The organism is Streptomyces sp. G5(2025), assembly GCF_049542075.1.
Taxonomy (GTDB): domain Bacteria; phylum Actinomycetota; class Actinomycetes; order Streptomycetales; family Streptomycetaceae; genus Streptomyces.
In genome coordinates, this window is the sequence record NZ_JBMUZT010000006.1 from 1,445,360 (window position 1) to 1,470,464 (window position 25,105).

At 72.1% G+C, this 25,105-nt stretch carries 22 protein-coding genes and 1 pseudogene; 15 read left to right on the forward strand and 8 right to left on the reverse strand.

The genetic code is table 11. From position 1 onward, the window contains the following. Positions 1-72: 72 nt before the first annotated feature. The 3 genes and pseudogenes from ACOBQB_RS17385 to ACOBQB_RS17395 form a co-directional block, all read right to left on the reverse strand. A pseudogene (locus ACOBQB_RS17385) lies at positions 73-685 on the reverse strand (MFS transporter). Then, positions 685-2,094: a CitMHS family transporter gene (locus tag ACOBQB_RS17390; RefSeq protein WP_423592779.1), complete on the reverse strand. Its 1,410-nt coding sequence runs from the start codon at positions 2,092-2,094 to the stop codon at positions 685-687. Before ACOBQB_RS17390 ends, ACOBQB_RS17385 begins: the two are co-directional and overlap by 1 nt. 150 nt (positions 2,095-2,244) lie before the next feature. Continuing rightward, positions 2,245-2,877, reverse strand: a complete 633-nt coding sequence (locus ACOBQB_RS17395) for a TetR/AcrR family transcriptional regulator (RefSeq protein WP_423592781.1) — start codon at positions 2,875-2,877, stop codon at positions 2,245-2,247. 167 nt (positions 2,878-3,044) lie between these two features. On the opposite strand from ACOBQB_RS17395, the gene hmgA reads away from it, so the two are divergent. The 3 genes from hmgA to ACOBQB_RS17410 are packed head-to-tail and all read left to right on the forward strand — an operon-like array spanning position 3,045 to position 6,441. Beyond that, positions 3,045-4,394, forward strand: a complete 1,350-nt coding sequence (hmgA, locus tag ACOBQB_RS17400; protein WP_423592783.1) for a homogentisate 1,2-dioxygenase — start codon at positions 3,045-3,047, stop codon at positions 4,392-4,394. Between the two features lie 54 nt (positions 4,395-4,448). After that, positions 4,449-5,198: a GntR family transcriptional regulator gene (locus ACOBQB_RS17405; RefSeq protein ID WP_423592785.1), complete on the forward strand. Its 750-nt coding sequence runs from the start codon at positions 4,449-4,451 to the stop codon at positions 5,196-5,198. A gap of 25 nt (positions 5,199-5,223) precedes the next feature. Then, positions 5,224-6,441: a type ISP restriction/modification enzyme gene (locus ACOBQB_RS17410; protein ID WP_423592786.1), complete on the forward strand. Its 1,218-nt coding sequence runs from the start codon at positions 5,224-5,226 to the stop codon at positions 6,439-6,441. Between the two features lie 129 nt (positions 6,442-6,570). Here the strand turns inward: ACOBQB_RS17410 and ACOBQB_RS17415 are convergent, their stop codons facing one another. Further along, a complete protein-coding gene (locus tag ACOBQB_RS17415) occupies positions 6,571-6,840 on the reverse strand; it encodes a hypothetical protein (RefSeq protein ID WP_423592788.1) in 270 nt (89 codons plus the stop codon). A gap of 274 nt (positions 6,841-7,114) precedes the next feature. Here ACOBQB_RS17415 and ACOBQB_RS17420 point away from each other — a divergent pair, with 274 nt between their 5' ends. Next, complete coding sequence (locus ACOBQB_RS17420) at positions 7,115-8,719, forward strand: serine/threonine-protein kinase (protein WP_423592789.1); 1,605 nt, start codon at positions 7,115-7,117, stop codon at positions 8,717-8,719. Here ACOBQB_RS17420 and ACOBQB_RS17425 read toward each other — a convergent pair. Beyond that, on the reverse strand, positions 8,703-9,512 hold the full coding sequence (locus tag ACOBQB_RS17425; protein ID WP_423592790.1) for an SGNH/GDSL hydrolase family protein: 810 nt from the start codon (positions 9,510-9,512) through the stop codon (positions 8,703-8,705). The genes ACOBQB_RS17420 and ACOBQB_RS17425 overlap by 17 nt on opposite strands. A 232-nt stretch (positions 9,513-9,744) precedes the next feature. On the opposite strand from ACOBQB_RS17425, the gene ACOBQB_RS17430 reads away from it, so the two are divergent. The 6 genes from ACOBQB_RS17430 to ACOBQB_RS17455 all read left to right on the forward strand — a co-directional run bounded on the left by ACOBQB_RS17430 (position 9,745) and on the right by ACOBQB_RS17455 (position 18,003). After that, complete coding sequence (locus tag ACOBQB_RS17430) at positions 9,745-10,170, forward strand: hypothetical protein (protein ID WP_423592792.1); 426 nt, start codon at positions 9,745-9,747, stop codon at positions 10,168-10,170. Between the two features lies 1 nt (position 10,171). After that, entirely contained in the window at positions 10,172-11,290 is a 1,119-nt protein-coding gene (locus ACOBQB_RS17435) for a GNAT family N-acetyltransferase (RefSeq protein ID WP_423592793.1), read from the forward strand. Between the two features lie 362 nt (positions 11,291-11,652). Next, positions 11,653-12,483, forward strand: coding sequence for a glycosyltransferase family 2 protein (locus ACOBQB_RS17440; RefSeq protein ID WP_423592795.1), 831 nt, complete (start codon positions 11,653-11,655; stop codon positions 12,481-12,483). Beyond that, complete coding sequence (locus ACOBQB_RS17445; RefSeq protein ID WP_423592797.1) at positions 12,480-13,466, forward strand: glycosyltransferase family 2 protein; 987 nt, start codon at positions 12,480-12,482, stop codon at positions 13,464-13,466. The genes ACOBQB_RS17440 and ACOBQB_RS17445 overlap by 4 nt, the downstream gene beginning before the upstream one ends. Then, entirely contained in the window at positions 13,463-14,269 is an 807-nt protein-coding gene (locus ACOBQB_RS17450; protein WP_423592799.1) for a polysaccharide deacetylase family protein, read from the forward strand. Before ACOBQB_RS17445 ends, ACOBQB_RS17450 begins: the two co-directional genes overlap by 4 nt. A gap of 101 nt (positions 14,270-14,370) precedes the next feature. Then, positions 14,371-18,003 (forward strand): lipopolysaccharide biosynthesis protein, encoded by a 3,633-nt coding sequence (locus ACOBQB_RS17455; RefSeq protein ID WP_423592800.1) that lies wholly within the window; start codon positions 14,371-14,373, stop codon positions 18,001-18,003. Between the two features lie 37 nt (positions 18,004-18,040). Here the strand turns inward: ACOBQB_RS17455 and ACOBQB_RS17460 are convergent, their stop codons facing one another. Then, positions 18,041-19,462 (reverse strand): GH39 family glycosyl hydrolase, encoded by a 1,422-nt coding sequence (locus ACOBQB_RS17460; RefSeq protein WP_423592801.1) that lies wholly within the window; start codon positions 19,460-19,462, stop codon positions 18,041-18,043. A gap of 141 nt (positions 19,463-19,603) precedes the next feature. Between ACOBQB_RS17460 and ACOBQB_RS17465 the strand changes: the two genes are divergently transcribed. Continuing rightward, entirely contained in the window at positions 19,604-20,707 is a 1,104-nt protein-coding gene (locus ACOBQB_RS17465; protein WP_423592802.1) for a DUF5925 domain-containing protein, read from the forward strand. A gap of 180 nt (positions 20,708-20,887) precedes the next feature. Then, positions 20,888-21,235, forward strand: coding sequence for a hypothetical protein (locus tag ACOBQB_RS17470; RefSeq protein ID WP_423592803.1), 348 nt, complete (start codon positions 20,888-20,890; stop codon positions 21,233-21,235). A gap of 71 nt (positions 21,236-21,306) precedes the next feature. Here the strand turns inward: ACOBQB_RS17470 and ACOBQB_RS17475 are convergent, their stop codons facing one another. Further along, a complete protein-coding gene (locus tag ACOBQB_RS17475) occupies positions 21,307-21,687 on the reverse strand; it encodes a GntR family transcriptional regulator (protein WP_423592805.1) in 381 nt (126 codons plus the stop codon). Between the two features lie 154 nt (positions 21,688-21,841). On the opposite strand from ACOBQB_RS17475, the gene ACOBQB_RS17480 reads away from it, so the two are divergent. Together ACOBQB_RS17480 and ACOBQB_RS17485 are read left to right on the forward strand one after the other, a co-directional pair. Beyond that, positions 21,842-22,786, forward strand: coding sequence for a GNAT family N-acetyltransferase (locus tag ACOBQB_RS17480; RefSeq protein ID WP_423592807.1), 945 nt, complete (start codon positions 21,842-21,844; stop codon positions 22,784-22,786). Then, positions 22,767-23,261 carry a DUF402 domain-containing protein gene (locus ACOBQB_RS17485; protein WP_423592809.1) on the forward strand — a complete coding sequence of 165 codons (495 nt, stop codon included), beginning with the start codon at positions 22,767-22,769 and terminating at the stop codon, positions 23,259-23,261. The genes ACOBQB_RS17480 and ACOBQB_RS17485 overlap by 20 nt, the downstream gene beginning before the upstream one ends. Positions 23,262-23,294: 33 nt before the next feature. Here ACOBQB_RS17485 and ACOBQB_RS17490 read toward each other — a convergent pair whose 3' ends face one another. Next, the gene (locus ACOBQB_RS17490; protein ID WP_423592810.1) at positions 23,295-24,806 is read right to left on the reverse strand and encodes a trifunctional class I SAM-dependent methyltransferase/NUDIX hydrolase/VOC family protein; all 1,512 of its coding nucleotides are present in this window, start codon (positions 24,804-24,806) and stop codon (positions 23,295-23,297) included. Between the two features lie 155 nt (positions 24,807-24,961). Here ACOBQB_RS17490 and ACOBQB_RS17495 point away from each other — a divergent pair, with 155 nt between their 5' ends. After that, positions 24,962-25,102 (forward strand): hypothetical protein, encoded by a 141-nt coding sequence (locus ACOBQB_RS17495; protein WP_423592811.1) that lies wholly within the window; start codon positions 24,962-24,964, stop codon positions 25,100-25,102. Positions 25,103-25,105: the final 3 nt, after the last annotated feature.

Genomic DNA, 25,105 nt, shown 5'->3' on the forward strand with positions numbered 1-25,105 from the left:
CTCGCCGCTGGTCAGTGCGGGTCGTTTGTGGCTGAGCGTGCCGGTTTTCGCGCCGCTGGTGGGGTGCTGCCGTCAAGGGTGGGGGGTTCGTGCGCCCAGGCTCGCTGCGACGAGCAGCAAGGCGCCCAGCATCACGAACGGTGCCGCCACGCCCGCTGCTCCGGCTATCAGGCCCGCCGATGCGGGGGCGGCCACCTGGCCCAGGCGGTTGCCGGTGAGGCGTAGGGCCAGGGCGGTCGAGCGGGCGCCGGTGGGTGCGGTCTGGACGACGGTCGTCATGGAGAGCGGCTGGCCGACGCCGAGGCAGAAGCCGAGCGCGGCGAGCATCAGGGCGAGCCCGCCATGCCGCTCAGGGCGCAGCCGCCGGAGATCAGGACGACGCCGAGGGGCAGCAGCGGCGCGCACCGCCCGTGGTCCGTTCGGCGCCCGAGCGGTACGGCCGCGAAGAGCGGCAGCAGGGCGTAGACGCCCGCGATGACGCCGATGGCGCGTTCTTCCCCGAGCTCTCAACTTCGTTCGAGCAGGGGAGGCCCCAATCGCCCAGCGCGAGGGCCCGGTAGGAGACGGCGGGCCGCGCCATCGACACCGCCCCCTGCGCGAAGCCGAAGGCGATGACGAGACGGAGCAGCCAGCCCCTGCCTCCTGGCCCGCCCCCGCCACCGGGCCCGGGTATCGCGTACGGCATCAGATGATGCCGAAGAGGATTCCGGCGCCGAGCACCACCAGCGAGGTGAGCACCGCCCACTTGACGGTGAACCTGGTGTGGTCGCCGAACTCCACCTTCGCCATGCCGACGAGCACGTACACGGCGGGCACCAGCGGGCTCGACATGTGCAGCGCCTGGCCGGCGATGGAGGCGCGGGCGATCTCCAGGGTGGAGACGCCGTGGGCCTGGCCCGCCTCGGCGAGGACCGGCAGGACGCCGAAGTAGAAGCCGTCGTTGGACATGAAGTAGGTCAGCGGGATGGAGAGCAGGCCGGTCACCAGGCCCATGTGCGGGCCCATGCCCTCGGGGACGGCGCCGACGAGCCAGTCGGCCATGTGCTCGACCATGCCGGTGCCGGTGAGGACACCGGTGAAGACGGCGGCGGCGAAGACCATGCCGGTGACGTTGAGGACGTTCTCCGCGTGGGCGCCGATACGGGCCTTCTGGTCGGGCATGTGCGGGAAGTTGACCGTGAGGGCGAGCGCGGCGCCGAGCAGGAAGAGGACCGGGATCGGCAGCCACTCCATGATCATGGCGGTGAGCAGCAGGACGGTGAGGCCCGCGTTGAACCAGTAGAGCTTGGGGCGCAGGGTCGCGCGGTGCGGGTCCAGCCCCTGGAACCCGTCGTCCTCCGGGTCCTGTGCGGGATCGGCGTCGGCGCCCACGCCGCCAGTGGTCCTCTTGATGAGCGGCGTGCGGTCGTCGTCGCCGCCCGCGCCCACCAGAACCGTCTCGGCGGCCGTCTCCTTCTCCAGCACCTCGTCCAGCGACAGCACCCCGAGGCGCTTGCGCTCGCGCAGGCCCAGTGCGTACGAGAGGAGGAACACGGCGACCAGGCCCATGGCGAGCGCCGGGATCATGGGGACGAAGATGTCGGCCGCGTCGACCTTCAGCGCGGTGGCGGCGCGGGCCGTCGGGCCGCCCCAGGGCAGGGTGTTCATGACGCCGTTGGCGGTGGCCGCGACGCCCGTCATCACGACGAGGCTCATCTTGAGGCGCTTGTACAGCGGGTACATCGCCGAGACCGTGATCATGAAGGTGGTCGAGCCGTCGCCGTCGAGGGAGACGATGGCGGCGAGCACGGCGGTGCCGACCACGACGCGCATCGGGTCCGCCTTGCAGAAGCGCAGGATGCCCCGGACGATCGGGTCGAAGAGGCCGACGTCGATCATGACGCCGAAGTACACGATGGCGAACATGAGCATGGCCGCCGTGGGCGCCAGATTGCCGACGCCTTCGAGGACGTAGTCCCCGAGATGGGCTCCCTTCCCCACGAACACGCAGAAGAGGGCGGGGATCAGCACCAGCGCCGCGATCGGCGACATCTTCTTCATCATGATCAGCACCAGGAAGGTGGCGATCATGACGAATCCGAGGATTGTCAGCATGGGGGCTACCTAACGTTCACCATCGAACTCCCACCAGGTCTGGCGGTCCGGTCGACGGTAGGACCCGCCAGGAAGTGTTAACAAGATGTTGACGCGCGAGCAATAAGCGCAAAACTCCAGGTCAACGCCGGTAAGTGCGGGCGTGGCGGCTCAGTCCAGCGTCCGTGCGAAGTACGCGTGCAGGAGGGTCCGAGCCTCCTCGACCAGGTCCGGGTCACCCGCGGGGCGGCCGCGGAAGGCCAGTTGGAGCACCGCGTCGACCGCCTCCACGCCGACGAGCACGGTCCGGCGCAGCCGCTCGTCCAGCGGGCTGCCGAGGTGGTCCGCGAGCAGGGCCGCCACCCGCTCGGCCACCTGGACGTTGGCGTCCGGCATCGCGTCCGGGGCGCAGGGCACGCCGAAGTCGACGAGGCCGAAGCCGGGCACGGTCCGCTTCATGTCCAGGTACTCGTCGAAGGCGGCGTCGACCGCGCCGCGCCAGTCGGCGTGCCCGACGCCGCTCACCCGGGCGGCCACCCGCTCGGCGTAGGCGTCGAGGTTGCGGTGGGCGAGGGCGTCCGTGAGGGCGCGTTTGTTGCCGAAGAAGCGGTAGACCGAGCCGATCGGGACGCCCGCGCGCTGGGCGACCGCGCGGGTGGTGAGGTCCTCGTAGCCGACCTCGTCCAGGACGTCGGCGCAGGCGTCGAGGATCCGGGTCAGGCGCTCCGCGCTGCGCTCCTGCACGGGCACGCGGCGCAGGGAGGCCGGGAGCCGCGGTTCCTTGGGAGGGTTCCGGTGGGGCATTCCGGGAGAGTAGGGCACCACTCGGCCTCACGGCTTCCCCCGACCACATTCCGGTCGCGGCCGGACGAAGGGTCCTCCTCCCGAGGCAGAAGGAGGGCGTTTCCTCTTGCGGAAGGAAATCCCGAATCCTACGGTGTCCCATAGGAATCAGTCACGAGGGAGCGATGATGAGCGGGGACCACGTGAGGGACGCGAGCCGTGCGGGCGAGGGCGACGCGCGCAAGACAGCCGAGCAGCTGACCTATCTCTCCGGCTTCGGCAACGAACACAGCTCGGAGGCGGTGCCCGGCGCGCTTCCGCACGGCCGCAACTCCCCGCAGCGCGCCCCCCTCGGCCTCTACGCCGAGCAGCTGAGCGGTTCGGCCTTCACCGAGCCCCGCGCGCACAACCGCCGCTCGTGGCTGTACCGCATCCGCCCCTCGGCCGCGCACCCCGCGTTCACCCGCGCGGACAACGGCGCGATCCGCACGGCCCCCTTCACCGAGACGGCGCCGGACCCGAACCGGCTGCGCTGGAACCCGCTCCCCGAGCCCGCGCCCGGCACGGACTTCCTCGCCGGCCTGTGGACCCTCGGCGGCAACGGCGACGCGACGCAGCGCACCGGCATGGGCATCCACCTCTACCACGCCAACTCCTCCATGACGGACCGGGTGTTCAGCGACGCGGACGGCGAGCTGCTCCTCGTCCCCGAGCAGGGCGGGCTGCTGCTGCGCACCGAGTTCGGCCTGCTGCACGCCGAGCCCGGCGAGGTCGCGCTGATCCCGCGAGGCGTCCGCTTCCGCGTGGAGCTGCTCGACGCGAGTGCCCGCGGGTACGTCTGCGAGAACTACGGCGCCCCCTTCCAGCTCCCCGACCTCGGCCCGATCGGCGCCAACGGCCTGGCGAACGCACGGGACTTCCGGGCGCCTGTCGCGGCGTACGAGGATGTCGAGGGCCCGGTGGAGGTGGTGAACAAGTTCTGCGGCAACCTCTGGCACGCGACGTACGACCACTCCCCTCTCGACGTCGTCGCCTGGCACGGCAACCACGTGCCGTACGTGTACGACCTGCACCGTTTCAATGTCATCGGCTCGATCAGCTACGACCACCCCGACCCGTCGATCTTCACCGTGCTGACCTCGCCGTCCGACACCCCGGGCCTCGCGGGCGTCGACTTCGTCGTGTTCGCGCCGCGCTGGCTGGTGGGCGAGGACACGTTCCGGCCGCCGTACTTCCACCGGAACGTGATGAGCGAGTACATGGGCCTCATCGAGGGCGCGTACGACGCCAAAGCGGAGGGCTTCGTGCCGGGCGGTGGCTCGCTGCACAACATGATGTCCGCGCACGGCCCCGACCGCGAGACCTTCGAGAGGGCGTCGGCGGCCGAGCTGAAGCCGCAGAAGATCGACGACGGCCTCGCCTTCATGTTCGAGACCCGGTGGCCGGTGACGGCGACGGAGCAGGCGGCCACCGCGTCCCACCTGCAGCGCGGCTATGACGACGTATGGCAAGGTCTGGAGCGCCACTTCCGTGACTGACGCGACACGACGGACGCGGCACAACTGAGGCAGCGCTACCGATTCGGAGAGACCGTGACTGCTTTCGCCCCGGACTCGATCGTCCTGAATCGGAAACTGCCGCTCTGGTACCAGGTGTCGCAGTCGCTGCGCGCCTCGATACTCGGCCGCACCCCGGACGCCCCGCTCCGGCTGCCCACGGAGGAGCAGCTGGCGGGGCACTACGGGGTGAGCGTGCTGACCATGCGGCAGGCCCTCAAGGAGTTGGAGGACGAGGGGCTCATCACCCGCCACCGGCGCCGCGGCACGTTCATCGAGCCCAGTGCGCGACGCGGCTCACCCGTCCGTCTCCTCGGCTCGGTCGACGCGATCGTGGCCCAGCAGTCCGGCATGACCACCCGCCTCCTCGACCACGGCACTGCCCCGCTCCCCGCCGAACTGGCCGGGCACTTCCCTGGCTCGGCCGAGGTGGCGACCTACCACCGGCTGCGCAGCGACGAGAAGACGGGCGAGCCGACCAACCACGCCCGCAACTACATCCGCCCCGAACTGGCCGCCCGCATCGACCCGGACGACCTGGCGCGCTGGCCGATGACGAAGGTCCTGCGCGACGTGGTGGGCGTGCGCATCAGCCGCATCACCGACACCGTCGAGGCCACGCTCGCCGACCCGGAGACCGCCCGCCTCCTCCAAGTGCCGCTGCTCAGCCCGATCCTGCACTACACGGGCATCACGTACGACGAGGACGGCCGGACCCTGGACGTGGCCCGCATCCACTACCGCGGCGACCGTTTCTCCTTCTCGGTCACGCTCGAAGCGACCTGACGGACCCGGGCGGACACGTCGTACGATGCCGGGCGTGACGCACGACGAAGCGCCGCTGCTCGCGGACCTCATGCCGTGGTCCGTCGCACCGCTCCGGCCGGGCCGCGGGTGGCCGATGGGGCCGGACGCCGCCTCGCTGAAGTCCCGCTGGGCCGCCCTCGTGCGTGCGCGGGAGTCGGAGCGCGAGGCCCTCTTCCGCCCGTCCCGCTCCCGCACGCTGCACACCGCGGTCGCCCAACTCCCGGGCCACCAGGGCGGCACGGCCCGCCTTGCCAGGGAGGGCGGGCCCTGCCCCGAGCCCGTCCGGATCCTCCACGGCCCCTTCGACGAGCAGTGGCTGATCCCCGACCACCGCCTCATCGACGTCGCCCGGCCCGAGCTGTGGCGGGTCGCGGGCGCGGGCCAGCTCTTCGCGGTCGAGCAGGGGTACGTCCCCGGGGCCGCGGGGCCCGTGGTCCTCGCCTCGGCCGTGCTGCCGGACGGGCACTCGCCGGCCGGGCGGCCGGGGCGGATCCGGCCGCTCTTCCGCCGCCCCGGGGGCCTTGAGCCCAATGTGGCGCCCGGGCTGCTCGGGCATCTGTCGGCGGTGCTCCGCCAGGACGTCACGGCCCGTGCGCTGCTCGCGTGGGTGCTCGCCACGGCGTCCGGCTCGGCGGCGGGCTGCCGAGTGCCGCTCACGGCGGACGCCGGGCTGTGGGCGCGGGGCGTGGGGCTCGGGGAGCGGCTGCTGCGGCTGCACCTGCGCGGCGACGGTGAACGCCCGAAGCTGCCCGGAGGGCACAGGCCCTACGTCCGCGCGCCCCTGCCCGCGCGCCCCGGCTCACTGTCGTACGACGCCGAGGAGCGGGTGCTGCGGGTCGGCGAGGAGGGGGTGATCTCGCCGGTGCCGAGCGAGGCCTGGGAGTTCGAGGTGAGCGGAGTGCGGGTGATCGAGCGGTGGTTCACGGCGCGCGCGGCGGGAGTGGCGGGCGGGGACGCTCAGCCGGGGACACTGGAGGCGATCCGGCCCGCGGTGTGGCCGCAGGCCTGGACGTCGGAGCTGTTGGAGCTGATCACGGTTCTCGCGCTGATCGCCGAACTGAAGCCGCAGCGCCGGGAGTTGGCGTCGGGGATGGAGCGCCGGATCACGGTGGACGAGCTGGGCGGGGCGGGAGTGCTGCCCGTGCCCGGCGGGGCGCGGCGGCCCGCGTCCGTCCTCGATCACCGTGAAGAAGGGCCGGAGGGGCAGTTCGCGCTGATCTGAGCCGCGCGAGAGCCGGCCCGCGCCGCGCGACGGGGAAGCCGTGACTGGGGTGACAAGGGAAGCGGGGTGAGCGGGTGGGTGGGAAAGATCCGCCGCGGAGCGGCGGCTCAGTCCCGGGGACCACCCGTGTCAGCGTCCGCCGAAAAGCGACCGCCGCAGCCTGCGCAGCGGCGCGAAGAGCGAGACATGCCTCACTCTAGAACCCCTGCCGCTACGGGCGTGCACGGCATCACGTGAGGTGAGCTCACGCATCAGCAGCGTCGCCTCGTGCGCCTCACGCTGCGGGACGGCAGGGCCGCCCAGCACCGAGAGGTGACGGTCGAGGCGCGAGCTGCTCGCGCTGCTCCCACAAGTGATCGCAGGGACACGCGCCCTGCTGCGCACCGTTATCTGTTCCATGTCACTCCCCACCCATACGAGGGCACCCGGCCCAGGGCAGGTTAACCCTATCGCCCCGCCCTGACACACGCGTATCCCGGTCACAGGATTCACCTCCCCCACAAGGGGGTTGACGATTACTCTCCGAATATGGCTGATTGCAGGGCGAGTTGGACATACAGCGCGGTGCTACTCCGGTCCATGGCCTGCCGCGTGGGCTATCTCACCTGTCGCCATGACCTCGGCCGGTTGGTACTTTTGTGGAGAAACGCACCGCTGCGGATGGGGGCGCCCCATGAGTCGGCCAGAGCACGTGATCGCCGGGCGGTACCGCCTCCTGGCGCCGCTGGGCGAGGGCGGCATGGGCACCGTGTGGCGGGCCCGGGACGACGTTCTCGGGCGTGAGGTCGCCGTCAAGGAGGTGCGCGCCCCGGCCGGGCTCCCGGCGAGCGAGGCCGACCGGCTCTACGCCCGCCTGGAGCGGGAGGCCTGGGCCGCCGCCCGCATCCCCCACCGGAACGTGGTCACCGTCTATGACGTGGCGACGGAGGAGGGCCGCCCGTGGATCGTCATGGAGCTCGTGCGGGGCCTCTCGCTCTCCGACGTGCTGGACGCGGAGGGCGCCCTGCCGCCGCGGCGCGCCGCCCGCATCGGCGCCGAGGTGCTCGCGGCCCTGCGCGCCGCCCATGACGCCGGGGTCCTGCACCGCGACGTCAAACCCGGCAACGTACTGATCGCCAATGACGGCCGCGTGGTCCTCACCGACTTCGGCATCGCGACGGTCGAGGGACGTTCCGCGCTGACGATGACCGGAGAGGCCGTCGGCTCGCCCGAATTTCTGGCCCCGGAGCGGGCGTTGGGGCAGCGCCCCGGCACCGCGTCCGATCTGTGGTCCCTCGGTGTGCTGCTCTACGCGGCCGTCGAGGGCGGTTCGCCGTTCCGCCAGGACACCCCGCTGAGCACGCTGCGCGCGGTCGTGGACGAGGAGCTGCCGCCCGCCCGCGCCGCGGGACCGCTCGCGCCGGTCATCGAGGGACTGCTGCGCAAGGACCCGGACGAGCGGATGCCGGCCGCCGACGCCGAGCGCGATCTGCGGCTCATCGTCTCCGGCGGCAGGCCGCTCACCGAGACCCCGCTCCCCCACCCGCCGACCGTCACAGCCGCACGCGCACCATCCGGCTCCACGCCGCCCGCGCCCGTCCCCGCCGCCACGGCCCCGGACACCGCGACGACCGACCCGACGCGCCGCGGCCGCACGGTGGCCGTCCTGATCGCCGGGCTCGTCGCCCTGGCGCTGGCCCTCGGCGGACTCACGTACGCGCTGGTCGCCCGCGACGACGACGGCAGCGCGCCAGGAGGGTCGGACGGCGGGTCGGAAGGCGGGTCCGAAGGCGGCTCCGACGGCGGCGGCTCCTCGACCGGCGGCTCCGACGGAGGCGGCGGGAGCGGGAGCGGCGGGAGCGGCGGTACGACCCCTCCGCCCGCCCAGACCGTCAAGGTGCACGTCTCCGGAGCCCATACCCGGTACGAGGGCCCCTGTCCGCCGGCGGCCGGTCAGGCACCGTCCTTCACGGCGGCGTTCACCGTGGGGCGGGTGCCGGTCGAGGTCGAGTACCGCTGGGTCACGAAGACCGGGGAGCCGAGCGAGCCGGGGTGGAAGACGCTGGACTTCCCCGCCGGGAGCGGCAGGTCGAAGCAGGTGAGTCACGCGGAGACGGCGTACGGCCAGGAGGGCGGGGCGTACACGAACTCGATCGGCGTGCAGGTGCGTGGTCCCGTGGACGTCACCTCCGACGCCGTGGCGTACTCGGTGACGTGCGAGCAGGAGACTCCGACGGGCGGGGGCTCCTACTCGCCGTACGCGTCGGTTCAGCCGGTGGGGGTCAGGCCGCCGAGGTGAACACGGGGAGGTAGCCACCGGACTGTCCGGCGGCCGTGGGGTGGTAGGACTCGCCGATGTTGAGCCAGTTCACGCTGTGCAGCCACGCGCTGCCCGAGCAGATCTCGTGGCCGGTGAAGGTGCGGGTGACGTCGCCGAAGGTGAAGCCGTGGTCGGCGGCGCGCTTGGCGATGGCGGTGTTGAGGTAGTCGGCCGCGTCGTTGATGGCGGCCCGCTCACGCTCGGAGAGGCCGGTCGTGCAGGAGCCGTTCAGCTTGTAGAAGCGGGGGTAGCCGAGCACCACCACACGGGCGGAGGGGGCCTTCGCACTGATCGCTGAGTAGACCTTGTCGAGGTTGCCGGGGAGCGTGGAGTCGACGTACGCGCGTGCCTGGGCGATGCGGGCCAGGCAGCTGCTCTCGGACTGGAGCACACACGTCGTCATGACGTCGGCGAAGCCGGCGTCGTTGCCGCCGACGGTGATCGAGACGAGGCCCGTGCCGGAGCCGAGCGGGCCGAGCTGATTCGCCACAACATCACCCGTACGGGCGCCCGCGCAAGCCGTGAAGTTGAAGCTGGAGGGTGAGTTCGCGGCCGCCCAGAGAGCCGGGTACGCGCGCTTGGTGCGCTTGCAGTCGCCGCTCGCGCTGTCGTAGTTGCCGGCGCCGACGCCCGAGGAATAGGAGTCACCGAGCGCCACATAGCCGGTGGCCGCCGCGTTCTGGTCCGCTTGTGCCGCTGTGGCCCCGGTGAGGGCGAAGGCGGCGGCGAGGAGGAGTGAGGACGTGTATGCCGTGATGCGGGACAATCTCATGGAACCTCCCTTAGCAGGGTTTCCGCTTCGACCGTGGTAGCACGCGCTCCGGCCCGTCGATAGTGTCCATGTCAACAAATTCGCCGCCAATCCGCTTGCCTGCGTCAGGAGTTCACCCGCCACATGGCCTGACGGGCGAACATCTGCACGCTTCCTCCGCGTCTTGACGGGCCGCCAGGGGCTGCGCGACATTGAAGCCCGGCATCCGGCGCGTCGGGGGGCGAAGTCGCCAATGCAGACCATCGGGATCAAGGTGCCGTCATCAGACACCGGGCGGCGCACCGGACAGGGCCGCGAGAGGGACCTGCTGCCGCTGCTCGCGGGGGCGGCCGTCGCCGTGGGGGGCGTCGGCGCGATGCTCGCGCTCGTCGACCTCAGTTCGCCGCTGCGCGGCCCCTTCACCTTCTTCTTCCTTCTCGCGGCACCCGCGGCGGCGCTCGCCGCGGCGCTGCGGGCGCTCGCGCCATGGGGCCGCGCCGTGGTCTGCGTGGCCGGCGCCATCGCGGTCAACGTCCTGGTGGCGCAGGGGATGCTGGCACTGCGTGTGTGGTCGGTGCGCGGCGGAGTCGTCGCCGTCACCGTCCTGAGCGCGCTCGCTCTCCTGCTGACCGTGGCATGGCGCCTGCGCCGCCGTGCCGCGAGAAGGTGGACCGCCTGACGTGGACATCACCGTGCACCGCCCCGGCGAACTCACCGCCGCCGACCGGGCGGCGTGGACCGCGTTGCAGTCCAAGGCGCATCTCGACGGCTCGCCCGAGCTCGCCAATCCCTTTCTCGCCCCGGAGTTCACCCTCGCCACGGCGCACGGGCGGCGCGGGGTGCGCATCGCCGTCGTACGCGAGGACGGCGAACCGGCGGCGTTCTTCCCCTTCCAGCGGTCCGTCACGGGCGTGGGCCGGGCCGTCGGTCTCGGCGTCTCGGACTGCCAGGGCCTGGTGCACCGCCCCGGTTTCCGCTGGGACGCCCGGGAGCTGCTGCGGGCCTGCGGGCTGGTGCTGTGGGAGTTCGATCACCTGGTCGGCGGGCAGGAGCCGTTCGAGACGGGCGCCGGCGGCGCCTGTGCCTTCCCCTCGCCCGTCATCGACGTCGAGCAGGGCTACGACACCTACCTCGGCCACCTGCACGAGCGCGCGCCGAAGTTCACCCGCACGACCCTCGCCAAGGAGCGCAGGCTCGGCCGTGACCACGGAGCGGTGCGCTACGTCCACGACGAGCGCGACCCCGAAATCCTGGCCACCCTGATGGGCTGGAAGTCGGCGCAGTACCGCAGGACGGGCCGCAGCGACCGCTTCGCACACCCTTGGATCACCGAGCTGGTGCGCCGGCTCTTCCACACCAGGACCGGGCCGTTCGCCGGGATCCTGTCGGTGCTGTACGCGGCCGACGTGCCGGTCGCGGCCCACTTCGGGCTGCGCGGCGAGCGGATCCTCGCCTGCTGGTTCCCCGCGTACGACCCGGTGTTCGCCAAGTACTCGCCGGGCCTGGTCCTGCACCTGCGCATGGCCGAGGCGGCCGCCGCCGACGGGATCGCGTACCTCGATCTCGGCCGCGGCCAGAAGGACTACAAGGACTCCTTCAAGACACGCGAACTGGCCGTGTCCGAAGGGTGGGTGGCGCTGCGCCACCCGGTGGCTCTCGGACACCGGGCGCGACGCGCTCCGGTCCGGGCGCTGCGGAACACCGTGCTTTCCAGGCCGGAATTCTTCGAACCGGCCGACAAATTGCTCAAGCGGATGGGCAAAATCCGATCGCTGACAAAGGAGTCGACCAAGGAATAGGGCGGTCCGAATGTGACCGCATAGATTGCTCAAATCATGCAGAACGTGAGGCCACGTTTCAGGTCTTGCCATACAGTCTCCATCATCAATACCGTCGTACATCCACCCGCAACGGTCCATCACGCAATGCGATCAAGGGGAGGGCTCGAGATCGCGATGGTACCGGTGCGGGGCGCGGTAGGGGGGTGCCGTGCCCGGTGAACGCTCTTCGGCCGGGTCACGTCCCGCGCGATGCCAGCTCACTCGGCATGCAATGAGATCCATTTCGTCATGCTCAAGTGAGAACCCCCCTTTCGAACCGGATCAATTACCGGACCGCCCGGGGGTGGGCGGTCCACCGGACGAGAGGGACCACCGAACTCATGAGTTCTTTCGTGCGCCCGGCGGACGCCGGCCAGGACCCGTTGGAAGAGATCTCCAGGGACTATCGCCCGATCTCCACGCACTTGGCGATCACACCGCCGGTGAGTGTGGTGATACCCGCGATGAACGAAGCGGAGAATCTTCCCTACGTATTCAAGACACTGCCCGACTGGATCCACGAGGTCGTTCTCGTCGACGGCAACTCCACCGATGACACGGTGACCGTCGCCCGCGAGCTGCGGCCGGACGTGAAGGTCGTCCGCCAGCTCGGCAGGGGCAAGGGCGACGCCCTGATCACCGGCTTCGCCGCGTGCACGGGCGACATCATCGTGATGGTCGACGCGGACGGCTCCGCCGACGGGCAGGAGATCGTCTCCTACGTCTCCGCCCTCGTCTCGGGCGCGGACTTCGCCAAGGGCTCGCGGTTCGCCAACGGCGGCGGCACGGACGACATGACGCCGATCCGCAGACTCGGCAACCACGTCCTGTGCTCCGTGGTCAACGCCAAGTTCGGCGCGCGCTACACCGACCTGTGCTACGGGTACAACGCGTTCTGGCGGCACTGCCTCGACAAGATCGAGCTGGACTGCACCGGGTTCGAGGTCGAGACCCTGATGAACATCCGGGTCGTCAAGGCGGGGCTCAAGGTGCAGGAGATCCCGAGCCACGAGTACCTGCGGATCCACGGCGCCAGCAACCTCAGGGCCGTCCGGGACGGCATCCGCGTACTGAAGGTGATCCTCACCGAGCGCTCCGGCCGCAGACGGAGTGCGCGGCGCAAGGGCGCGCGGGTCCTCCCCTTCGGCAAGGGCCAGGGAGAGGTGTCTTGAGCACGGACATATCCGTCGTCGTCTGCGTGTACACCGAGGACCGCTGGGAGGACATCCTCGCGGCGGTCTCCTCGGTGCGCGCCCAGTCCCTGGCGGCCCTGGAGACGCTGCTCGTGGTCGACCACAACGCCGCGCTCCTGGACCGTCTGGCCGGGGAGTACAAGGAGTGCGCGGCGACCGGGGAGGTGCGGGTGCTCGCCAACGCGGGCCCCCGCGGCCTCTCGGCGGGGCGCAACACCGGCGTCGCCGCCGCGCGCGGCTCCGTCATCGCCTTCCTGGACGACGACGCCGTCGCCGAGCGGGACTGGCTGCGCCACTTCGCCGTGGCGTACGAGGACCCGCGGGTCCTCGCCGTCGGCGGGCGCACCCTGCCCCTGTGGGAGTCGGGTCGGCGGCCCGCGTGGTTCCCCGAGGAGTTCGACTGGGTCGTCGGCTGCACGTACCGGGGGCACCCCGGGGGCCGGGCCCGGGTGCGCAACGTCCTCGGAGGCAACGCCTCGTTCCGCCGCTCGGCCTTCGACGTGGCGGGCGGCTTCGCGTCCGGCATCGGCAGGGACGGCGACCGGCGGCCGCTGGGCTGCGAGGAGACGGAGTTCTGCATCCGCCTCACCCGGGCCCGGCCGGACGCGGTCCTGCTGGTCGACGACCGCGCGGTGATCCACCACCGGGTGCCCGCGGCGCGGGAGCGCTTCGGCTACTTCCGTACGAGGGCGTACGCCGAGGGCCTCTCGAAGGCGCTGGTGGCCCGGAGCGCCGGCGCGGGCAAGGGCCTTGAGTCCGAGCGGCGCTACACCACGCGGGTGCTGCCCGCCGGCGTCGGGCGCGGTCTGCGGGACGCCGTGCTGGGACGGCCCGGCGGCGCGGGCCGCGCGGGTGCCATCGTGGCGGGCGTGGCCGCCGCGGCCGGGGGGTTCGTGGTCGGGAGCGTCCGTGCGCGCAGGGGAGCCGCCCTGTTCTCCGCCGTCGAGGGGACCGCCCCATGAGCGACGGCAGACCCGTGCCGATACTGATGTACCACTCCGTCGCGCGCCGGCCGAACGAGGCGGCACGCGATCTGTCGGTATCCCCCGACGCGTTCGCACGCCAGATGGAGATGCTCGGTCAGCGGGGGTTCACCCCGCTCACCACCGCTCAACTGGCCGCGGCCTGGCGCTCGCCGGGCGGCCCGCTGCCCGACCGCCCCGTCCTGATCACCTTCGACGACGGCTACGAGGGCGTGCACCGCCACGCGCTGCCCGTGCTCGCCGGGCACGGCTTCGCCTCCACCCTGTTCGTCTCCACGGGCTGGCTGCGCGGGGAGCACGACACCGGGGGCGGCCTCGACCTCATGCTCGACTGGGACCAGGTGCGCGCACTGGCCGCCGCGGGCACCGAGATCGGCGGGCACAGCCACACCCACCCCGAGCTCGACCAGCTCGACGACGAGGAGCTCCGTGCCGAGCTGGGCCGCTGCCGGGACATCGTGGCCGCCGAGCTGGGCACCCGGCCCGCCTCCTTCGCATACCCGTACGGCTACTCCAGCCGCAGGGTGCGCGGATATGTGCGGGAGGCGGGGTTCACCCAGTCGCTCGCCGTCGGCAACTCCCTGGCCCGCCGCTCCCAGGGACCCTACGCTCTGCGGCGGGTCACCGTGCGCCGCTCCACCGGGGAGGAGGAGTTCGCCCGCCTCGTGGAGGGCCGCGCGCTCACCCGTACCTTCGCCAGGGACCACGCCCTGACCAAGGGGTACGCCGTGGTCCGCCGAGCCCGCCAGGTCCGCCGGAAGGCCATCCGTTCCCGTGTCTGACACGACCACCGCCCAGGCCTGGCACGTCCGGCAGGCCGCGCGGCATACGCCTGCCGGGGCCGGGCGGCGGCAGCCCGCTGTTCCGCAACGCCTACGCGCTGATGCTCAACACGGGCATCTCCGGTGTGCTCGGCGTCGGCTTCTGGCTGGCCGCCGCCCGCTACTACTCGGAGCCGGCGGTCGGCCAGGGCTCGGCGGCGATCGCGGCGATGAAGCTCCTTGCGGGGCTCACCGCCCTGACGCTGACCGGCGCGCTGGCGCGGTTCATCCCGATCGCGGGCCGCGCCACGGGGCGCCTCATCTTCCGTACGTACGCGGGCAGTTCGATGGCGGTGGCGTTCGCCGCCGGAGTCTTCCTGCTCACCCTCGACTCATGGGGGCCCTCGTACCGCTTCCTGCACGGGCCCGTCCACGGCGCCGGGTTCGTCCTCGCCGTGGTGGCCTGGTCGGTGCTGACCCTCCAGGACGGCGTGCTGACCGGGCTGCGCAACGCGCTGTGGGTGCCCGTCGGCAACACCGTCTTCTCCATGGCCAAACTGGCGCTGCTCATCGCGATGGCCGCGGCGATCCCCACCGCGGGCGTCTTCGTCTCCTGGGTCGCCTCGATCCTCGTATCGGTGATCCCGCTGGGCTGGCTGGTCTTCCGGCGCCTGGTGCCGCGCCATGTGAAGGCCACCGCCGGCCGGGCGAGGCCGCCGACGCCGCGCGAGATCGGCCGCTTCCTCGCGGGCGACTACACCGGCTCGCTCTTCTCGCTCGCCGTGGTCTATCTCGTGCCGGTGATCGTCGCCTCGCAGGTCAGCTCGGTCGACAACGCGTACTTCTACATCACCACCACCATCGGCGGCACCGTCAACCTCCTCGCCGTCAACATGGGCGCCTCGCTGACCGTCGAGGGCGCGCACGATCCGGCGCTGCTCGCCGCCAACACCCGCTCCGCGCTGCGGCGGATGGCGGTGATCATGCTGCCGGTGTGCGGCGTCCTCTTCCTGGCCGCGCCGCTGATCCTCCGGCTGTTCGGCCAGGGGTACGCGGACGCCGCCACTCCCCTGCTGCGCTGGTTCGCGGTGGGGGCGCTGCTGCGGGTGGTCATGGAGACGTACTTCGCGGTGCGGCGCGCCCAGAGCCAGACCTCCGGGATCGCTTGGTTGCAGGGCCTGTTGTGCGTGCTGGTCCTCGGCCTCACGCTGATCCTGCTGCCGCGGATGGGGCTGACCGGCGCGGGCATCGCGGAGATCGCCGGGCTGGCCGTGATCGTGACGATCGCGGCGCCCCGGCTGTACCGCGTGACACGAGCGGTCCCGTCGGGTGGGCCGGCCGGTGGCGCGGCGGCCCCGGACGGCGACCTGGCCGACCTCGGCACGCCCTGCGCGCAGGTGCGGGCCGGTGGTGTCCCGGCGGAGCGCAAGGAGCGGCACGGGCCCGCCTGGGCGTTGCGGGAGTCGCTGGACTCGGACACGCTTCAGCTCGCCGTACAGCTCGACTTCGAACACCAGGAGCGCAGGCCGGACGTGCGGCCGGGCCCGTCTGTGGCGGCGCGGAGCGAGGGGGACGACATGGACCACCGGCCCACGTGGGCGCTGAGAACCCCGGCCGCCGGGCCGTCCTCGCCTCCTCCGGAGCCTTTAGAGCCTTCTGAGCTATCGGAGGCGTCGCGGGAGGAGTCCGCCGGGCCCGGCGACGTCGAGGAGTTCACGCCCGACGAGCCCGCTTCCCCGCGCGCCCACCGGCTCCGCGCCCTGCTCGTGGCGCTGCTGCTCGCCGCCGCGCTCGCCCTGTACTGGCTGCCCGTCCTCGGCCTCGGCGAGGAGGATCTGGACGGCATGGGCGGGCTCGGCCTGGTCTCCGTCCTGCCGGTGCCCACGCTGATCGGCGCCGCGCTGCTGATCGTCGTGTTCGCCGTACTGCTGTGGATGGACCGCCCCCTCAAGGGCCTGCTCCTGGTGACGCTGCTCGCCACCGTCGTGTCGCTGCACGCGCTGCCCGCCGTCATCGAGGCCGAGCCGCGGTTCGCCACGGCCTGGCAGCATGTGGGCTTCATGGAGTACATCGACCGGACGGGCACCGCGGTGCCCGATCTGGACGCGCGCTGGAGCTGGCCCGGCTTCTTCGCCGCGGCCACGTTCGTCGCGCGGGCGTGCGGCGTCTCGGACATGACCGAGGTGATCCGCTGGTGGCCGACGGCCATGCAACTGCTGTATCTGGCGCCGATGTTCCTGCTCGCGCGCTCCCTGCGGGCGGCCTGGCGCGCCAAGTGGGCGGGCCTGTGGATCTTCGTGCTGAGCGGCTGGGTCGGCCAGGACTACTTCTCCCCGCAGGGCTTCACGTACCTGCTCTACCTCGCCTTCGTCGCCGTACTCCTGGTGTGGTTCCGCGCCCCGCGCGTGCTGTGGGCCAAGCGGCGCCCCGGGGAGAGCGAGGTCGAGCCGACGGGCCGCCGGGAGCGCGCGGTGCTGCTCCTGGTCCTCGTCGGCCTCTTCGCGGCGACCGTGCCCGCCCACCAGCTGACGCCGTTCGTGATGCTCGGCGTCCTGACCGTGCTGGTCCTGGTCGGGCGCTCGGAGCTGCGCGGCCTGCCGACGCTCTTCACGGTGATGGTCCTCGTCTGGCTGGGCTTCCTCGCCGAGCCGTACTGGTCGGGTCATTTCGACGAACTGTTCGGCGGCGTCGGCGGCGTCGGCGGCAATGTGTCGTCGTCGGTCTCCGGGCGCATCGAGGGCGGCAGTTCGACGCACCAGCTGGTGCTGTACGCGCGCGTGGCGATGGCCGGCGCGGTTCTGGCGTTCGCCTGCTGGGGCTGGTGGCGGCGGCGCTTCCACAAGTACAGCGAGCGCTCGCTCCTCGTCCTCACCTTCGTGCCGTTCCTCGGTTTCGCCATGCAGTCGTACGGCGGTGAGATGGCCCTGCGTGTCTTCATGTTCGCGCTGCCGGGCGCGGCGCTGCTCGCCGGGCTCGCGCTCTTCCCGCGCGCGGGCGTCACGGCGCAGGAGCGGGACCGCGACCGGGTGAGCCTCGCGCCACTGGCCGCGCTGATGGCCGGGCTCGTGCTGCTGGGCGGCTTCCTGGTGGCGCGCTGGGGCAACGAACCCTTCGAGCGGGTCCGGCCCGGCGAGGTCGCGGCGATGGAGTACGTGTACGCGCACGACGACCCGACGGTGCGGCTGCTGTGGATGAGCGACGACACGGTCGAGAACGTGACTCCGGCGCTGCCGTGGGGCGCCCGTGCCATGGAGAAGGTGGAGTACGTGCCGACGCTCGCACCCGCCGACCCGGTTCTCGTCTCCGGTCTGGTGAAGGCGCTCAGGGACGCGGGACCTCGCTCGTATCTCGTCGTCAACCGCAGTCAGTCGACGTATCTCCAGCTGAACGCGGGCTATGCGCGGACGTGGGAGCAGCGGCTGTTGCGCCACCTCGACGACCGCCGGGAGCTCAAGAAGGTTTTCGCCAACGACGACGCGGCCCTCTACAGCCTGCGGGAGGAGCCGGACGGCGCGGCGCGCGAGGCCGATCCGGGGCCGGTCGGGCCGAAGGTGACGTGGACGCCGTGGTCGGTGGTGGGCGCGCTCGCCGCCGTCGCGCTCGTGCTGCTGCTCACCGCGCGTGAGGTGGTGCGGGTCGCGGCGGCGCCGAGTGTGCGTCGGCAGCGGTGGCTCCAGAGCAGCTTCTGGTTCTCGCTGCCGCTGCTGGCGGTGCTGGTGGCGTCGCTGATCCAGCGGTTCGTGACGATGGCGTGAGCGGATCCGGGGGTGACGGGAACAGGGGGTGAGCGGCTCAGCGCTTGAGCCACTTCACCTCGTACCCCTCCATGTCGAACCGCTTGCCGTCGACCTTCGCGCTGATGCGCCGGTCGAGAGTGTTGACCACGAGGACCGCCTCGTCGTCGGCGAGGACGCGGACGTTCGGCCGGTCGTCGGCGGCGATCGAGATCTGCTCGAACCGCGTGCCGGGGCCGAACTCCGCGCCGAACCGCTCGATGAGCCTCAGCATGGGCAACTCCTGTCCGCCGTCGGCTCGTTGGGTCGGCGTCCACAGGCAGCCCGCGCACTTGGCGCCCCGCTTCTGCGGGTTCCAGTAGAAGCCGCTGGTGGCGCCGCCGCGGGCCATCGCCATCAGGCCCGACGCGTGGACGGCGACGCGGTGCGCCTCGGACCAGTCGTCGCGGTTGTCCTGGCGGTCACCGGGCTCCACGTAGTACTCGGCCCACCACAGAGGCAGATCGCCGGTCCGCTCGCGCACCCACTCGCCGACGGCCGTCAGCTTGTCGGTGGCCTTGAACTCGTCGGGGAACATCTCGTCGTCGGTCGTGTAGCTGGCGCCGTCGACGACGACGAAGTCCGCGCCCGCCTTGTGCTTGTTCCAGTACGTGAAGGCGTCGAGGACCCGCTGGTCCAGGCGGCCCCAAGGGCCCCGCACCCGCGAGGCGTTGGCGCTCTGGCGCGGGTGGACGCTGTCCATGACCAGGTAGGGGCCGCCGACCATGATGTCCTCGTCGACCTTCTTGAGCTCCTTGTGGACGAGGTTGTAGAGCTCGGTGTAGCCCTCGTGGTCCCAGCGGGCCTTGTCGTTGTTCCAGAAGCCCTTGAATTCGTTCCAGACGACGAAGTGGCGCACGTCGGGGTAGCGCTTGGCGACGGTCGCGGCGAGCTTCGCGAAGTCGTCGTAGTGCTCCGGTTCCGGGGCGGTCTCCAGGGCCTGCCGGCTCCAGTCGGTGTGGTCCGCGCCCGGCTCGCCGCCCTTCATCCAGTCCGGGGCGCAGCAGAGCGTGACCACGGGCGTGCCCTCGCTCTTCCGGACGAAGTCGATGCGCCGGTCCATGTCGGAGAAGTCGTAACGCCCCTCGACGGGCTCGGGGTTGCCCGCGCCCCAGCCCATGATGTGCTGGAGCTGCGGGACGGGCGGCTGCCGGCCGGCGAGGTGGGCGCGGACGCGCTCGACGGCCGCTTCCTCACCCTCGTCCGCGCTGTACTGGGTGTGGGTGAAGCCCCAGCCCACCTCCGGCGTCGCCTCGTCGGGCGGGACGGCGGGGGTGCCGTGCACCTTGTCGCCGTCGGGAGTGGTGCCCGCGGTGCCGGAGCCGTCGCCGGGCAGCGTATTGACCAGGGTGACCACGAGGGCCAGTGCGGCCAGACCCACGCCGAGCAGTGCGGCGAGCCGCCACCGCCGTGCCCCCGAGAACCACCCATGACGTCCCATCGGCGACCAGCGTATCGGGGGGTCTCGGCGGTGGGACAGGTTTCGCACCACTGCGACAGCTTTCGTACCCCTGCAAACCGGATGCACGAGGACGGTGGCAAACCGGATGCACGAGGACGGTGCGTGCCGGATCATGGCGGCATGTCTGCGAACCCTCACGACGCCCTGCCGATCCGGCTCCACGTCGACGACAGCGACTCCCCGTCGGATGTCGTCGACGCGCTGTTCCTCGGCCGCTTCGCGACGGGCGAGCAGCCCTTCTCGCACAGCGCGAACATCGAGCGCGTGAAGTCCGGTGCCACGCTGCTCCCGCCCGGCGCGACGGTGCTGCGCGCGGCCCGCGACGACGACCGCAGCGCGACGCTCGCCGAGGGCGAGGGGTGGACGCTGCTGATCTCCCGCTGGAACCGCGGCGCGGACGTCACGGTCACGGCGACCGGCGCCGAGCTCGCCGAGACGGTCCTGAAGCGGGCCACGGACGGCGCGCAGGACGAGCCGGAACCCCAGCCGGAGAACGTGACCATGGGGTTCTGGTACGTGTCCCCGCGGCGCGGCCCGCACCGCACCACCCGGCAGATCTCGGCGGGTACGTGGGATGAGGTGCGGCCCAACTACACGGCGCCGGTCGCCGACGCCATGGACAAGCTGATGAAGACGACGCCCGAGGACATCTCGGGGCGGCTGCTCCTGCTGCACGGCCCGCCGGGCACGGGCAAGACGTCGGCGCTGCGGACGCTGGCGCGTTCCTGGCGCGACTGGTGCCAGGTGGACTGCGTCCTGGACCCGGAGCGGCTCTTCAGTGACGTCGGCTATCTGATGGACATCGCCATCGGCGAGGACGACGGCACGGCGAAGGGGCGCTGGCGGCTGCTGCTCCTGGAGGACTGCGACGAACTGATCCGCGGCGAGGCGAAGCACACGGCGGGGCAGGCGCTGTCCCGTCTCCTCAACCTCACGGACGGTCTCCTCGGCCAGGGCCGCAACGTCCTGGTCGGCGTCACGACCAACGAGGACCTGGAGCGCCTGCACCCGGCGGTCGTGCGCCCCGGCCGCTGCCTGGCCCGGATCGAGGTCGGTCCGCTGACCCGTCCCGAGGCCGTGGAGTGGCTCGGCACGGAGGAGGGCGTCTCCCGTGAGGGCGCCACCCTCGCCGAGCTCTTCGCGCTGCGCCGGGGCACGACGCCGACGTCGGTGCCGGACCAGCGGGAGAGGCGCGAGGGGGCGGACGCGGGGCTGTATCTGTGACGCCCGCGTCACTCCGGCCGAACCGCACACCCATGGCGTTTTCGATGACGCGTCCGCCTCCGGATGCCCGCCGGCACCACGGGTCACGACCTGTACAGACGCTCTGGTGCCCCCCGGCCGACCAGGCCTACGTTCGGGTCCACGATGCCCGGACCGGGGCATCTCGACCAAGGGGGAACAATGCGCAAGCTCGCTGCGTCGGCCGCAGGCATGGCCCTCGCCCTCAGCGCCCTCGGACTCACCGTCGCTCCCAGCGCCACCGCGGCAACGCCCTGTCCGTCCGGGGCGGTCTGCATCCGTGAGACGAACGGCACCATCCTCAACAAGAACATCTTCTACCGTTACGGCGCCCACAACCTGAACAACGTGACCGGCGTCCGTGTGCTCGTCAACAACCAGACGGGAGGCGCCGGCTTCCAGGTCTGCAAGGGGTACAACGGAACCAACTGCTCCGCCGTGGCACGCCACGTGGGCGAGTACGCACCGTACGACTTCACGCCGATCAACTCCGTCGTGCTCGTGCGGTAAGGCGCGCCCGTGCGGTAAGGGCAGTGTGCCGGGGGGCTTGCCGCAGCTCCCCAGCACGGCGCCGCCGCCCGCTAGCCGGACTCCCCGTACGCCGCGCGCACCGCGTCCCGCACCGCGGCCAGCGCGTCCTCCTCGGACAGGCCGAGCCGCCGGACGCGTTCGGCGTACGACTGCGCGGCGGCGGACGCGCTCTTCGCCGCCGCGTCTCCCGCGGCGGCGATGAACGTGCCGTTGCGGCCGCGGGTCTCGATGACCCCGTCGGCCTCAAGTGCGCGGTAGGCCTTGGCCACGGTGTTCGCCGCGAGGCCCAGCGACTGGGCGAGCCCGCGCACCGTGGGCAGTTTGTAGCCGACGGGCAGCGCACCCGAGCGTGCCTGCCCGGCGATCTGGGCCCGCACCTGCTCGTACGGCGCGTCGCCCGCGCCCTCGTCGATGTCGATCTTCAAAGTCACGGGGTGATTGTCCCCCACGGCCCCCCGTTCCGGGGGCGCGAACGGACGCGGGCCCGTGGAAAAAAACGGACGCGGGCCCGTGGAAAAAAACGGACGCGGGCCCGTGGAAAAAGAGGAGGCACGCCGAGGCACTCGCCGCGTACCGTGCGGGCCCATGACTGTGATCGTCAGAACCCTCCGCACCGACGCCGCCACCGCCACCGCCACGGCGGACGATGCGGGTTTCGCCGCCGTACGCCGGGCCTGTGTGCCCGCCATGCTCGCCACCGCCGAGTCGATCGCCTTCGACCGCGCGCACGCTCATCCTGACGCGCACTACCGGCAGTTGGTCGCCGAGGCCGACGGCGAGGTCATCGGGACGGCGCAGGTGGGCATCGCCCACGACAGCCCCGAGCCGGGCCAGGGCTTCGCCAACGTCTACGTGCACCCCGAGCGGCTCGGCGCCGGCGCCGGAACGCTCCTGCTGCGCACGGCCGAGGACCATCTGGCGGGGGCGGGCGCCACCACCGTCTACTCGTGGGTGCTCGACGAGCCGGCGAACCTCGCCTTCGCCGCCCGCCACGGCTATCGCGCGAGCCGTCGCGCGCACTTCCTGCGCCTGGACCTCGCGCACGGCGCGCTGCCGCCCCGCCAGGAGCCGCCCGCCGGGGTGGAGCTGGTCAGCGGTTCGGTGTACGCGGACGACGCGCGGCCGTTCTTCGCGCTCGACGCGGAGACGGTGGCGGACGAACCGAACGATGTGGCCGCGGAGTTCACGGACTACGAACACTGGCTCGCCGAGACCTGGCACCACCCGCTGGTCAGCCAGGAGCTGACCACGGTGGCCCTGGTGGACGGCCGCCCCGCGGCGTTCAGCCTGGCCCGCACCGACGGCGCGGGCCGCTACGCCTCCGGCATGACGGGCACCGCGCGCGCCCACCGCGGCCGGGGCCTCGCCAAGCTCGCGAAGAACGACTCCCTGCACCGCGCCCGCGCGGCCGGCTGCACGGAGGCGTTCACGGGCAACGACGCGGAGAACGAGCCGATGCTGGCGATCAACGACTGGTTCGGCTATGAGATCTGCGCTACGGAGGTGCGCCATGTCCGAGACCTCGGCTGAGGCCCTGGCCACCCTGGAGGTCGCCCTCGTCAAGGCCGGCCGCACCAAGATCCGCTACCCGGCGGACCTCCTCCACGACGACGGCACACGGATCACCGTCCGCGCCCCCTGGGCGGCCCCCGGCGTCCGCGACTTCGGCTTCGTCCGCTTCGAGCCGGGCGACGTCTTCACCGAGCACTACTGGCGCGACCGTTGGTACGCGGTCAAGGAGGTGTACGCCGCCGACGGCACCCTCAAGGGCTGGTACTGCGACGTGACGCGCCCCGCGGCCCGTGAAGGCGACGTCCTCAGGGTGGAGGACCTGGACCTCGACCTGTGGTGCTCGGCGGACGGCGCGACGGTCCTGCGCCTGGACGAGGACGAGTTCGAGGCGAGCGCCCTCACCACCACGGACCCCGCCGCCGCGTCGGCGGCCCTGCGCGCCCTCGCGGAACTGGAGTCGCTGGCGCGCGGGGGGTTTCTGCGGACGCTCTGACCACGCGGTCGCCGTGCGGCCGCTCCCGCCGGATCACTCGGCGACCAGCTCCACTTCGTACCCCTGCCGGTCCTCCAGGTAGGCGGCGTACTGTCCCGCGCCGCCCGCGCGGGGGTGGCGGTCCGGGTGGAGCAGGGTCCAGCCGTGGCCGGGCGCGGCGGCGGCGACGCGGTCGAGCTCGGCCCGGTCCGGCAGGTGGAAGGCCAGGTGGTTCAGTCCCGGCAGCCGCCGGTCATGGCTGCCGGGACGCAGGTCCGGCGACTGCTCAAGGACGACGTACGTCTCCCCGCGCCACCAGCTGCGGCCGGCCGCCCAGCGCTGGTACGGCACATGGCCCAACTCGCCCAGGAGCCAGCCCCAGGAGGCCTCCGCCGCCGCGAGATCGGGCACCCACAGCTCCACGTGGTGGACCGCTCCGGTTCTCGCGGGCGCCAACGGAACCGGCGCGGCGCAGCGCTCACCGTCGTACCCGACCGGCTCGTCGTCCGACTGCCAGTGCACGGCGAACCGCTCGCCTTCGCGCCAGGCGGTCAGGGCCGCACGGCAGTACGCCACCATGTCGTCCGGCAGTGCGGACAGGGGGTGCCAGGCGATCTCGTCGCACTTGTCCGGTTCGGCGTTGACCGGGTCGCCGCCCGCTCCGTGCTCCGCCGAGAAGAACCAGCCCATGCGGGGCTCCTCGCCGGGCCCGCGGTGCTGGACGACCACTTCGGCCCGCAGGTCCGCAGGGGCGAGGTCGAGGCCGATCTCCTCGCGCGCCTCGCGGATCATCGCCGCGCGGACGTCCTCGCCGTCCTCCAGGTGCCCGGAGGGGAGGTTCCACAAGCCGTCGCCGTAACCGGTGTTGGCCCGGCGGGCCAGCAGCACGTCCTCGCCCCGGCGCAGGATCAGGTGGACGTCGACGACTTCCGCGTGCCGGTGCCGGCCCTCGGGCACCACCCCCACGACCACATACCGCTCGTCGTCGACCGGCCCGCCCCACAGGCGCGGGTCGCCCGAGAGGCGTTCGGAGTGCAGGCGGGCGGTCAGGGGCGTCAGGGCCTCGGTCAGGCGGGACTGCGGGAGGCCGCAGGGGGCGGTGTTGCCCCAGACCCCCTCGACGAGGATCAGCCGGCCGCCGGGGCGCAGGAGGGTGCGCCAGTGGTGGAGGGCCGCCTCGGGGTCCGGGAGGAGCCACAGGACGTGGCGGGCCAGGATCGTGTCGAACTTCCGCTCGCCCACGGGTGGTTGGGCCGCGTCGCCGGTGAGGATCTCGGCGTCGTGGTTCGCCAGCTTCCGGCGGGCCCGGTCCGTCATCCGCGGCGAGAGGTCGACCCCGGTGACCCGGTGACCGCGCTCGGCGGCGATGAGGGTGAGGCTGCCGGTACCGCAGCCCAGGTCGAGCACGTCGCCGGGGGTGTCCGGCAGCCACTGTCCGAGCCGCTCGGCCCAGGCCTGACGCACCGTCTCGTCGCGCAGGCCGTGGTCCGGCGCGTCGTCGAAAGTGGCGGCGGCCGCGTCCCAGTCGATGTGTGCCCAGGCCTCGGCGGCCTCATTCGTCGTCATGCGTCGATCGTGGCATCCGCCACTGACAACGGGGCCCGGAGCGGCGTCCGGGGGCGGCCAGGCCGCCGGGTTCGGGCAGGTGCTCGATCAGAAAGGTGGGGCGGGGAGGTCTAGCGCGCGGCTTCGGTGGACATCGGTAAGGCAGGGAGGCAGCCATGCGCCGAGTGACCACACACAAACCCGCCGGCAAGTCCGTCAGCCGCCGGGTGCGGGAACGCCAGGAAGCCGAGGTTCAGCCGAGGGAGAGGCCGGAGGTCCGCAAGGACGTCCAGCGGACGTGGTGGCCGGACGGATGAGAC